The following is an 11,688-nucleotide window of genomic DNA, read 5'->3' on the forward strand; positions in this document are numbered from 1 at the left end:
TCAGTGTCAGGGTGATGGCACCGCACTGGTTGCGGTGGTTGGATCCTGATCACCTGGTGTCTGGCTCATAGGTTCGCTGTCGCTCGCTCGCGGGTTGACCAGCATGGGTTTTGCCGGCACCAGGTGTGACGGACCGGCCGGCGTGACTTGATAGGAGCGTGGTCTCGCCCCGACTGAGATGTGTCCGCCGACCGGTCCAACCGTCCACTCACTGATCAAGGTGAAAGAGGAGGCAACCGCCATGGTTGTTGTTGGAGCCGATGTGCACAAGTCCACCCACACTTTCGTCGCCGTCGACGAGGTCGGCCGCAAGCTGGGCCAACTGAAAGTCGAGGCCACGTCCAAGGGGCATCTGAAGGCGTTGGCGTGGGCCCGGCGCGAGTTCGGGACCGAGCTGACCTGGGCGATCGAGGACTGTCGGCACCTGTCCGCGAGGCTGGAGCGGGACCTGCTGTCCGCGGGCCAGCTCGTGGTGCGGGTCCCGCCGAAGATGATGGCCCAGGTCCGGGCCAGCGCCCGCACCCGGGGCAAGTCCGACCCGATCGACGCACTGGCTGTGGCGCAGGCGTACCTGCGTGAGCCACACCTGCCGGTCGCCTCCCATGACGAGGTGTCCCGGACCGCCAAGCTGCTGACCGACCGGCGAGATGCGCTGGTCAAGACCCGCACGCAGCGGATCAACGCCTTGCTGTGGCGGGTGCACGAGCTGGACCCCGAGCACGCTCCCAAGCCCCGGTCGCTGGACCTGGCCAAGCACCAGGACGCGTTGAAGGCGTGGCTGGTCACCCAGGAGGGGATCGTGGCCGCCCTGGCGCTGGAGGAGCTTGAGGACGTCATCGAGCTCACGGCACGGATCAAGGCCAAGGAGAAGGAGCTGACCGCGCACGCGAAAGAGCACGCCCCCTCCCTGGTCGCGATGGACGGCTGCGCCGGGCTGACCGCGGCCAAACTGCTCGGGGAGTCCGCCGGCATCACCCGCTTCAAGAGCGAGGCCGCGTTCGCCCGGCACGCGGGAGCGGCGCCGATCCCGGTCTGGTCCGGACGCACCGACGGGCGGGTCCGGATGACCCGCTCGGGCAACCGTCAGCTCAACTGCGCCCTGCACCGCATCGCCATCACCCAGGTCCGGCTCAAAGGATCCCTCGGGCAGGCGTACTACGAGAAGAAGAAGGCCGAGGGCATGTCCAACCGTGAAGCCCTGCGCTGCCTGAAACGACGCCTGGTCCGCACCGTCTTCAACCTCCTGACCACCGACCACAACACCCACACCACCGTCGAACCGACTTGCCAAACGGCAGCGGCTTGACATAGGAGAAACCCATGCCGCACACCGATCCGACGACCGGCGCACTGGTCCTCGCCGCGACCCCCATCGGCGACTCCCGCGACGCCAGCCCCCGCCTCCTGGAGGAGCTGACCACCGCCGACATCATCGCCGCCGAGGACACCCGCAGGTTGCGCAAGCTCGCCGACCGGCTCGGCGTCGACGTCAAGGGCGAGGTGGTGAGCTACTACGAGCACAACGAGGCTGCCCGCACTCCCGAGCTGGTGACCCGGATGGCCGAGGGCGCGCGCGTCGTGCTGGTCACCGACGCGGGGATGCCCTCGGTCTCCGATCCCGGCTATCGGCTCGTCAGCGCCTGCGTGGAGGCGGAGGTCCACGTCACCTGCGTCCCCGGCCCCTCCGCCGTGCTGATGGCGCTCGCGGTCTCAGGTCTTCCCGTCGACCGTTTCTGCTTCGAGGGCTTCCTGCCTCGCAAGCAGGGTGAGCGCGCCCGGATGCTCGCCACGCTCTCCGACGAGCCGCGCACGATGGTCTTCTTCGAGGCCCCGCACCGGCTCGCCGCAACGCTGTCGTCGATGGCTGAGGCGTTCGGGGACGAACGCCGTGCCGCGGTATGCCGTGAGCTCACCAAGACCTACGAGGAGACCCGGCGAGGCGGACTCGCCGAGCTGGCCGCTTGGGCGGCGGACGGGGTGAAGGGGGAGATCACCGTGGTCGTGTCCGGCCGGCCGAGCGAGGCGACGCGCGAGACCGACCCTGCGAGCCTCATACCCGAGATCCTGGAGAGGGCCGCGGCCGGTGAGAGGCTCAAGGACGTCACGAGGGACGTGGCGGCCCGCACGGGTCAGTCGGCGAAGGTGCTCTACGACGCGGCCATCGCCGCCCGCTGAGCCCTCAGCAACCACAGCGCGCGCCCGGTGGGGTGGAGGGCAACCACTCGGTGCGCTCGGTGGGGTGGAGGGCAACCATTCGGTGCGCTCGGTGGGGTGGAGGGCAACCATTCGGCGCGCCCGGTGGGGTGTGGGGCAACCATTGGACGCGCCCGGTGGGGGTGGAGGTCAGGTCTCCTTGGGGGGACGGCCACGGCGGGGTATGGGGTTCGCGCCCTTGGGGGATCTGCCCGCCTCGCGGAGGGCGTCCCGGATGATCATCTCGACCTGGGCGTTGACGCTGCGCAGGTCGTCGGCGGCCCAGCGCTGGAGCGCCGCGTGCACGGCAGGGTCCAGCCGCAGGAGCACGGACTTGCGCTCCTGCGGGCGGCGCCCTTCCTTCTGTGCCATGCCCGGGTCAGGTGTAGAGCGACCCGGTGTTGACGACCGGCGTGGTGCCTCGCTCGGAGCACAGCACGACCAGCAGGTTGGAGACCATGGCGGCCTTGCGCTCGTCGTCGAGCTCGACGATGTCCTGGGTCTCGAGCTGCTTGAGGGCGCTGTCGACCATCCCGACGGCGCCGTCGACGATCTTCTCGCGGGCGGCGATGATGGCCGAGGCCTGCTGACGCTGGAGCATGGCCTGAGCGATCTCGGGGGCGTAGGCCAGGGCGGAGATGCGCACCTCGACGACCTCCAGGCCGGCCAGCGCGATCCGCTCGGCGACCTCGTGGGCCAGCTCGGCGGAGATGACGTCGGTGTCGCCGCGCAGGGTGACCTCCGTGGCGTCGTTGTCATAGGGGTGGCTCATGGCGACGTGCCGCAGGGCGGACTCGGCCTGGACGGCCACGAACTCCTCGTAGTCCTCGACGGCGAAGGTCGCCCGGGCGGTGTCGGCGACCTGCCAGACCACGATCGCGGCGATGTTGATGGGGTTGCCGTCGGCATCGTTGACCTTGAGCTCGTTGGTCTCGAAGTTGTGGACGCGGACCGAGACGTTGCGGCGGGTGCTCAGCGGCACGACCATGCGCAGCCCGGGCTTGCGGACCGTGCCGATGTAGCGGCCGAAGAACTGCACCACCTTGGTGTGTCCCGGGGCCACGACCGTGAGCGAGGCCGCCAGGACGATCCCGAGCAGGAGCACGACCGAGCCCAGGACGATGAGGCCCACGCCGCCCCGTCCGGCGTCCGCGTCGAGTCCGCCCTGGACGACCGCCCAGCTGCCCAGGCCCATGAGGACCAGCGAGACCGCGAGGCCCGCGAAGCCGTCGATCGACCAGGCCTTGCGCTCGGTCACGTCGACGCGGGTGCCGTCGACGCCCACCGGCCGGCCGGCCGGCGTGCCCCCGGTGGACTCGTCGAGGTCCAGCCTGTCGTCGTGGACCTGTGCGTGCTGCTCTTCGGTCATGGTGATCCCTCCTGGTGGAGTCCAAAATGATAACTAAGTGATATCACTTTATCAGAACGGATCCTGGGCTCGAACCCTGACGGGGGGAGCCGGTGCGCGCTAGCGTGATCGTGGGTCGCAGGCGCGGCCTGCTCCACCCGGATCCGCTCCACCCGCTTCCGCTCCACCCAGACCACCTCACCCACGACACCAGGAGGTGCCAGATGGGCAACACCATCGGCATCCACCAGCCTGACCCGGACGCCGCCTGACCCTGGCCCGGATCCCGCCTGACCGGGATGCCGCCTGACCCGGCGCACGACCGCGGCGACGGGGCTCCGGCCGGGGTGTGGCCGCATACCGGAACGGCCCGCCACCCCACAGGGGTGACGGGCCGTCCGACGTCTGCGTGCGCTCAGCTGTAGCCGGCGTCCGCCATCAGCTCGTCGCGGCGCCGGCGCCGGTTGTAGCCACGGCGCCACAGCGCGAACAGGCCCCACAGCAGGAGCAGGAGGAGGAAGATCACCAGCACGGGGAGGAAGATGGCGACCAGCGACAGGGTGATCGCAGCCCCGTCCTCGGCGGTGGAGACGACGGGTGCGCCGAGCCCGCCGGTGCCGGCGTTGACGACCGGGCGGCTGACCGCCTTGCCGGTGTGCACGATGCCGGCGGTGATGATGCCGAGGATGACCCCGACCCAGGGGTTGTCGGCCATGAAGGTCGACCCCTTCTCGAAGTCCTCGGCCGCCGTCGTCGCGGCGAAGATCAGGCCGCCGGTGGCGGGGCGCACGAAGGTGCCGACCGCGTCGTTGATGCTGTCGACGACCGCGACCTTGTCGAGCACCACCTCGGAGAGCAGCAGCACGGCCGCGATCCCGATGGCCCACCAGGACTCGATCCAGGCGTACTGGTGCGGCAGGTTGATGACGTCGGTGAAGCGGGCGATCAGCGCGACCAGGATGAACGGGATGTAGGCGTTCAGGCCTGCTGCGGCCGACAGGCCTGCCCCGGTGAGTGCAGCGAGCATCGGTGCCTCGCCCTTTCGTCTCGGCGTCCCCCGGTGGGGGTCGTCGGTCTAGTGAACCACGCAGGGTGGTCCGGTTCTTCCCGGTGACGGGCGAGCGTGGCAACCACATGGCGCGCCCGGTGGGGTGTGGGGCAACCATTCGGCGCGCCCGGTGGGGAAGGGGGAGTGGGGACTCAACCTTTCGGGGGGCTGGGCCGTTGGGGGGACATGATGGATGTCAGGAAGGAGGTCGGTGATGCGAGCGGCGCACGAGGCTGAGTTCGTCGAGTTCGTCACGCAGACCTCGCCGAGGTTGCTGACCACCGCGTGGATGCTGACCAGCGACCCCGTGGCGGCCGAGGACCTGGTGCAGGAGGCGCTGGAGCGGGTCTACGTCCGCTGGGGGCGGCTGCGCTCGGGGAACCCTGCGGCCTACGCGCGGCGGATCCTGGCGAACCTGCACACCGACGGCTGGCGCAAGCGTCGCCGCGAGGTGCTCTCCGACAGCCCTCCCGAGCGTGACCCCCTCGACGCCGGTGCCGGTGTCGGATCCCGCCCCTCAGGCTCTCCGGCCGACAGCCAGAACGTCGACCTCGTCCGGGCGCTGCAAGAGCTGCCCACCAGGGAGCGCGAGTGCATCGTGCTCCGCCACTACCTGGACCTGTCCGAGCAGCAGACCGCCGAGGCCCTCGGCGTCAGCCTCGGCACGGTCAAGAGCTCCACCTCGCGCGGCCTCGCCGGCCTGCGCCGCATCCTGGAGGACAGCCATGTCTGAGCGAGACCTCGACGTCCTGGCCCTGATCGACCGCGCCGCCACCGACGCGCCCCCCATGTCCGTGCAGCCCGACTCCGTGCTCGAGGGCGGTCGCCGCAAGGTCCGCCGCCGCCGCGCTGCGGGAGCAGGTATGGGGCTCGCCACCCTCGCCCTGGCCGGCGCCTTCTGGATGGGGCCGGGTCAGGACCTGCTCGGGTCCTCGCAGTCGACCGCCCCAGCCGGGCAGACGACCTCGCAGAGCGAGCAGGACGGCACCGTCCGCCCCGCGACCGATGCCACGCTGACCCTCGCCGACGGCTCGACGGTGACGCTGACCCAGGAGGGTGAGGACGTGGTCGCCACCGGTGAGGACGGGCAGACCTATCCCACCCCGCTGGCCGACATCATGTCGGTGTCCGGGCTGGCCACGCTCTACGGCGAGGGTCGACCCGTCTATCTCTTCGGGGGCTGGGAGCTCTCCGACCCCGCCCTGGCGCGGGTCGGCTCGCAGGGCCCCGCCGGAGCCATCGACTGGTCCGAGCCGGCCGACGTCGCCATCCTTCCCCTGACCGGGGAGGACGCAGACCAGGTCATCGCCCTGCGGGTGGACGCACCACCGTTCGGTGAGCTGGTCGTCGGTGAGGAGCAGCCGGACGGCAGTGTCCGGCAACCCGCCCTCGCCGTCCCCTCCCCGGCGGAAGGCCTCGAGATCCTGGTCGAACCAGGCACGGAACGTCCGTCCGCCGTCCTGCGCGGCCCCACGAAGCTGGCCGAGGCGCCGCACCAGCCCGAGGGGCAGCTGTGGGCCTGGACCGACACCGACGGCTCCACCCTGCTGCTGGCCGAGGCCAACCCGACCGGCCCGGTCCTGCCCATCGTCGAACGGGACGGGAGGCTCGTGGCAGACCCCAGCGCCGTGCGTCGGGAGGCGGTTGTCGAGCTCGCGGCCGGCCGGGTCTTCCTCGTGGCCCAGGTCGCCGAGGGGGCTCGCGTCGTGGCGCTGGCCCGGGAGGACAGCGAGCAGCGCACCGAGGGGATCGCCAACTACTGGCACTTCGTCGGGACCGACCCGGCCGGTTATGTGGCGATCGACGACGGCCTCGTGCTGGCCTCCCCGACGGGCACCTGGCTGCTGGCGCAGACGACCGGCCGGGTGCTGCACGACCCGCTCGCGGGGCGTGCCGACGAGGACCTGCTGGCCTTCACGGTCGACGAGCGCACGGTCCGCTACGCGGCGCTGGTCCGCGGGGACGCACGGGTCGACGCCCAGATCGTGGCGGAGCCCGGCGTGCAGATCGAGCCGGCCGACGACGTGGAGCTCGAGGGTGGGCTCACCCTCCTGCACGGGACCGCCCGGTTCGACGAGCCGATCGACGACCCGGCCGGGACCGGTCTGGGGCTGGACCTGGACGGGGACGAGCGCCCCGACGTCAGCGCCAACCTGGCTCCCTGAGCGACACCCCCCAACCTTTCGGCCACCTGCTCCGTTACCGAGGGCGAAGAATGGCCACGCCGAGAGATAGGAGGAGCGGGTGAGCGGTTCTCAGGACGCGGCTTATGTCGAGTTCGTCGACCAGTCCAGGTCCACGCTGCTGGGCTACGCCTGGTTGCTGACGGCCGACCCGTACGCGGCCGAGGATCTCCTCCAGGAGACCTACGTCCGCGTCTACGTGCGGTGGCGCAAGGTGGCCTCGGGCCATCCCGTCGCCTACGCCCGCAAGGTGATGAGCAACCTGCACACCGACCGGTGGCGCTCGCGGAGGCGAGAGGTGTTCACCGACCAGGCGGGGGAGGCCGCATACACCCAGGACCCGATGACCGTGGACCTGGTGAGGGCGCTGCAGAAGCTGTCCCCGCGCGAGCGGGAGTGCGTGGTGCTGCGGCACTACCTGGATCTGTCCGAGAAGGACACCGCCGAGACGTTGGGGATCAGCCTCGGCTCCGTCAAGCGATACACGTCCGACGCCCTGGCGGCCCTGCGGCCGCTGCTGAGCGAGGAGGAGGCACGTCATGTCTGAGCGCAACCTTGGCCAGCTGCTCGACCGTGCGGTCGAGCACGCCCCCACCGCAGGCCTGACCCGCGACCTGGGCGGGGAGCAGATGCTCGCCGCGGGCAGGCGTCGGGTGCGCCAGCGCCGCACCGTCGCCGCAGGCACCGGGATCGGCGCCCTCGCCCTGGCCGCCGCCGTGTGGACCAGTGTGAGCGGCAGCGGACTGCTCTCGGGTCCCGACACCAGCCCGGCCGGCCGGACGACCACGACGACCACGACGTCGACGATCACGACCGGCCCCGTCGCGAAGGACCGGACCATCTACCTGCGCGGCGCGGACGGGGACTACATGTTCAGCGACGGCTACACCCGCCTGGGTCAGATCACGCTCCAGCTGCAGGCCGACGGCAGCTCCACCGCCGAGATCGAGGTCAACGGCACGAGCGCCGTGGTCGATGGGGAGAAGGTGCTCGCCGGCCAGGTCACGGCCTACCGCGGGGAGCAGGTCACGATCCTGACCGTCCCCCTGCCCGACGATCAGGTGCGCCGTGCGTCGATGCTGGGCACCGGCGAGGCCATCTCGGACCTCTATGCCGACGGTGACGCGCCGATGCAGTGGTGGGCCGTCCTCAACGGGCCCGACCCGAGCCCGGAGGCAGGCCCGCCGACCGACGTGCTCTTCACCTGGGCCGACCGGGCCGAGGCCCTCAGCGGAGCGCCCGTCGACTTCGCGGCGGTCGAGGAGCGGGGCCTGCTCGCCTGGTCGATCCCGAGCCTGGGGCAGTGGGGTATGGCCAGCCACGACTTCGTCAGCTCCACCCCGGGTCAGCTGTTGATGACGGGCGAGGAGGAGCAGATGACCTGGGCGGCACGGGTGCCGCAGGAGGCGCGCAGCGTGTGGCTGGCGGCGCCGGGCAGCGATGACGAGGTCGCGCGCGCCGACTGGTTCGTGACCGTCGGGGACCAGGTGATCGCCGGAGGCGAGTCCTCCTGGCAGGTCGTGGAGGGTGCCGAGGTGCGCTGGGCCGACGAGGCGGGCACCGTGTCCGCGCTCGCAGGCGGCACCGTGGAGGCTCTGGGCGACTTCGCCGGCCTGACCTTCGAAGTCACCCCCGAGCTGGAGGTCACCGCGTCCTACCAGGGCGAGGAGCTGGTCCCCTCCCCGAGCTCGTTGACCTCGGGCGACGTCTACCCCTACCCCGGGGTCGACGGGGCCGACCTGGTGGTGCTGCCCGTGGGCATCGGGGACGACTCGGTCCTGATGACCTTGGAGCCCAACGGCGGCCGCTACCTCCCGGCGGTCGGGAGCATCGTGGACTCGACCACGCTGCAGACCGAGTCGGGCGCGCTGCGCCTGCTCAAGGTCGCGTCCGGCACCTTCGGCGAGGAGGACGGTCACCTGCTGGCGATCCACCACCCGAGCACGGTGGGTGCCTACAACACGTGGTCGCTGATGGGCGGCTCGGTCGTGACCGGATCGATGGCGCTGGACCCGGGCCTCGCGCTGGACCTCCTGCCCGGCCAGGGCTGGCTCATCTACCCCGGCGGCGACCTCGGTGACGGCACCGAGCTCCTCGGTGGGGCGATCGACGAGACGGTCCTGGAGTGGGTGCACCCGGACGACCCGCAGCGCGTCGTCCTCGTGGCGGTCCTCACCGCCGGCACCGATGCCGCCGTGGTCCTGCGGGACGGCTTCGAGCTGGTGGGGACGCAGACCCACGAGGGTCCCGTGGAGGGCTACGAGGTCTTCACCGCCACCGTGGACCGCCCGGTCGACGGCGGCACCGGCGACTTCGGGCTGGACACAGACGGCGACGGCGCGCTCGACCTCGAGGTCGCACCCGCCCTCCCGTGGGGCGAGATGGATTGAGGGGACGGCGCACCGCATACCCCCACCTTTTCGAGGCCTCATCCGTTGAGAGAGTGAGGCCACGAGAGGAGGCGGGTATGCGGTCGTCGCACCAGGCGGAGTTCGCGGACTTCTTCGACCTCGCCTCCCCCCGTCTGCTGGCGGCCGCCTGGATGTTGACGGGGGAGCAGGCGGCCGCCGAGGATCTCGCGCAGGAGGCGCTGGCGCGGACCTATGCGCGGTGGTCGTCGGTGCGCACCGGTCAGCCGCTGGCCTTCGCCCGCCGGGTGATGGTCAACCTGCACACCGACACCTGGCGCAAGCGCCGCCGCGAGGTGCTGACCGACGAGCTGCCGGAGGGTGACGCGCAGGTCGGCCCGCACCTCGACCCGCAGACCGTGGACCTGGTCCGCGCCCTGCGCCGCCTGGCGCCGCGCGAGCGCGAGTGCGTGGTGCTGAGGCACTACCTGGACCTGTCCGAGAAACAGACCGCGGAGGCGCTGGGCATCAGCGTCGGCAGCGTCAAGAACTACACCATGAAGGGCCTGCGCGGGTTGCGCGCCCAGCTGCTGGAAGGGGAGACCACCCATGTCTGAGCACGAGCGAGACGTCCTGGCGCTGCTGGACCGCGCCGCCGCCGACACCCCGCCGCTGCACCTCGATCGGGCCGACGTCGTCGCGCGGGGGGAGCAGATCGTGCGCCGTCGGCGCACGGCCTCTGCGGGTATGGGGCTCGCCGGCCTCGCGCTCGCCGGCGCCGTCTGGGCGGGGCTGGGTGGGTCGGGCCTGGTGAGGCTCTCCCCGGTCGTGCCGGCGGGGACGACCTGGCAGGTGCCCGAGGGGGTGGTGCTGTCGGCGCCGTCCGTGGACGGGCAGCCGTGGCCGGAGGTGGTGCTGACCAAGGATGGTCCGGACGGTTACGGCTCGGTGCGGATCGGGAGCGGTGAGGACGCGCAGACTGTCGACGGCGAGCTCGTCGGTGGGGGGCTGGTCGTCTATCCCGGTCGAGAGATGACGGTGGGGGTGTGGGAGGTCCCGGAGGGTGCCGATGGGCTGGCGGTCGTGTCCGGCAGCGCATCGGAAGATCGCTCCCCGGTGGATGGTGAGCCGGTGGACGTGCCGGGGGGTCGGCTCGACTTCGTCTTCGCCGGCGGGGACACCGAGGTCTCTGAGGCGATCACCCAGGTGCCGCGGTGGGGCGGGGCCGACGTCGTGGCGGCATCCGGGGCCCGCGTCGTCACCGACAGGGTCGGGCAGGGCGGCTTCGCGACGGAGGTCTACGTGCTGCCGGACGCGCGCGGGCTGTGGGGAGTGGTGGGTGAGAACCAGTATCCAGCCTCGTCGGAGCAGGTCCTGCAGGTGGCTTCGGGTCGCCCGTGGTGGCGAGGTGGCGGGATCGCGGCCGTCCACCTCGGTGTTCTTGGCGACGACGCCGCGCGGGTGCGCGCCACGCTCTCCGGCGAGGCGGATCCGGACGACCTCTTCGCCATCGCGCCCGGCGCGGTGGAGGAGGTAGGTGGGCTCCGACTCGGGGTGGTGGGTGTCACCGAGGCGGGCCTGTCGGGGGTGCAGGGGCTGGGGCCGGAGGTGGTCCAGATGCAAGGTCTTGAGTGGGCCGCCGCTGATGGGGTCTGGCACCGGCAACGCTGGGAGCCGACCTCGGTCTCCTGGGAACCCCGCGGCGTCGTGGACGGGGAGGTGGCCGGCCCCGGCGAGGAGGTGACGCTGCTCGGCACCACCTACACCGTGGCGATCGATCCCCACGGTTGGCCGCAGCTGCTCGACGCCGAGGACGGATCGCTCTTCCTCAGGGTGACCGACGAGCAGGGTCCCTCGGCCGGGGGGATGGTCGACATGACCCGCTGGCGCTGGCCGTGGGAGACGGACGCGGCCATCTACTTCACCGTCGGTGACGGGCAGCCGGGGGTTCTGCCTGCCGAGCTCGATGCCGGCGGCACCGAGCGCGTGACCATCGAAGGCCCGGAGGGGCAGGTTCGACTGGTGGGTGTCCCGAAGCGATAGCCCGACCCCGATGCGCCGGCCGCCGGGGTGCGGGGTCGGCGGGGCGGAAGGCCATTGACCGGGCCGACCGCAACTACCTGCCCCTCTTTGCGAACGGCGGAAGTCAGCGTGCTCACTCGCGGAAGCTGCCGTGGCCGAGCCCCCGCCAGGTCATATCGAACAAATATCTGACACGGCTGTGGATACCCGGAGGTTGTCGGACGTGTGTTCTAGAATGGAGGTAGTTCAACAGACCACCTCCTCAGGGGAAGGGCGGGGCGGTCGTGATGGATCGATGGGAGGGGAGGGTATGGCGGCTCAACCGCAGGATCGAGAGAACGAAGGCCGTGAGCGGGCGCAGGAAGACCGCGAGCGAGAAGACCGTGAGCGGGCGGAGTGGGACGAGCTCGGCTTCGAGCTGGAGTCCGAGGACGTGGGTGCTGCTCGCCCGCCTGCCGAGACCTCACTTGATCCTGGCGCAGCTGCGCCGGTTGCCGATCCCATCACCTCCGTAGGCCCAGCGCCATGGACGGACGAGGCGCCTGC

General features: G+C 71.2%; 11 protein-coding genes. 8 read left to right on the plus strand and 3 right to left on the minus strand.

Features of this window, described 5'->3' with window-relative positions; genetic code table 11:
• Positions 1–241 precede the first annotated feature (241 nt).
• Complete coding sequence (locus ACTMMA_RS00005; RefSeq protein WP_441188427.1) at positions 242–1,306, plus strand: IS110 family RNA-guided transposase; 1,065 nt, start codon at positions 242–244, stop codon at positions 1,304–1,306.
• 14 nt (positions 1,307–1,320) lie between these two features.
• Positions 1,321–2,175: a 16S rRNA (cytidine(1402)-2'-O)-methyltransferase gene (rsmI, locus tag ACTMMA_RS00010; protein ID WP_441188047.1), complete on the plus strand. Its 855-nt coding sequence runs from the start codon at positions 1,321–1,323 to the stop codon at positions 2,173–2,175.
• 168 nt (positions 2,176–2,343) lie between these two features.
• Here rsmI and ACTMMA_RS00015 read toward each other — a convergent pair whose 3' ends face one another.
• The 3 genes from ACTMMA_RS00015 to ACTMMA_RS00025 all read right to left on the minus strand — a co-directional run bounded on the left by ACTMMA_RS00015 (position 2,344) and on the right by ACTMMA_RS00025 (position 4,568).
• Positions 2,344–2,565, minus strand: coding sequence for a type II toxin-antitoxin system antitoxin (locus tag ACTMMA_RS00015; RefSeq protein ID WP_441188048.1), 222 nt, complete (start codon positions 2,563–2,565; stop codon positions 2,344–2,346).
• 7 nt (positions 2,566–2,572) lie between these two features.
• On the minus strand, positions 2,573–3,562 hold the full coding sequence (locus ACTMMA_RS00020; RefSeq protein WP_441188049.1) for an SPFH domain-containing protein: 990 nt from the start codon (positions 3,560–3,562) through the stop codon (positions 2,573–2,575).
• Between the two features lie 394 nt (positions 3,563–3,956).
• The gene (locus tag ACTMMA_RS00025; RefSeq protein ID WP_441188050.1) at positions 3,957–4,568 is read right to left on the minus strand and encodes a DUF4126 domain-containing protein; all 612 of its coding nucleotides are present in this window, start codon (positions 4,566–4,568) and stop codon (positions 3,957–3,959) included.
• A gap of 235 nt (positions 4,569–4,803) precedes the next feature.
• Here ACTMMA_RS00025 and ACTMMA_RS00030 point away from each other — a divergent pair, with 235 nt between their 5' ends.
• The 6 genes from ACTMMA_RS00030 to ACTMMA_RS00055 all read left to right on the plus strand — a co-directional run bounded on the left by ACTMMA_RS00030 (position 4,804) and on the right by ACTMMA_RS00055 (position 11,163).
• On the plus strand, positions 4,804–5,322 hold the full coding sequence (locus ACTMMA_RS00030) for a SigE family RNA polymerase sigma factor (protein ID WP_441188051.1): 519 nt from the start codon (positions 4,804–4,806) through the stop codon (positions 5,320–5,322).
• Positions 5,315–6,754, plus strand: coding sequence for a hypothetical protein (locus ACTMMA_RS00035; RefSeq protein ID WP_441188052.1), 1,440 nt, complete (start codon positions 5,315–5,317; stop codon positions 6,752–6,754). The genes ACTMMA_RS00030 and ACTMMA_RS00035 overlap by 8 nt, the downstream gene beginning before the upstream one ends.
• A gap of 79 nt (positions 6,755–6,833) precedes the next feature.
• Entirely contained in the window at positions 6,834–7,319 is a 486-nt protein-coding gene (locus ACTMMA_RS00040; protein ID WP_441188053.1) for a SigE family RNA polymerase sigma factor, read from the plus strand.
• Positions 7,312–9,162, plus strand: coding sequence for a hypothetical protein (locus ACTMMA_RS00045; protein ID WP_441188054.1), 1,851 nt, complete (start codon positions 7,312–7,314; stop codon positions 9,160–9,162). Before ACTMMA_RS00040 ends, ACTMMA_RS00045 begins: the two co-directional genes overlap by 8 nt.
• A gap of 77 nt (positions 9,163–9,239) precedes the next feature.
• Positions 9,240–9,737, plus strand: a complete 498-nt coding sequence (locus tag ACTMMA_RS00050) for a SigE family RNA polymerase sigma factor (RefSeq protein WP_441188055.1) — start codon at positions 9,240–9,242, stop codon at positions 9,735–9,737.
• Positions 9,730–11,163, plus strand: coding sequence for a hypothetical protein (locus ACTMMA_RS00055; RefSeq protein ID WP_441188056.1), 1,434 nt, complete (start codon positions 9,730–9,732; stop codon positions 11,161–11,163). The genes ACTMMA_RS00050 and ACTMMA_RS00055 overlap by 8 nt, the downstream gene beginning before the upstream one ends.
• The last annotated feature ends 525 nt before the right edge of the window (positions 11,164–11,688 follow it).

Origin of the sequence: Ornithinimicrobium panacihumi (genome assembly GCF_052073805.1) — a bacterium.
GTDB lineage: Bacteria > Actinomycetota > Actinomycetes > Actinomycetales > Dermatophilaceae > Ornithinicoccus > Ornithinicoccus panacihumi.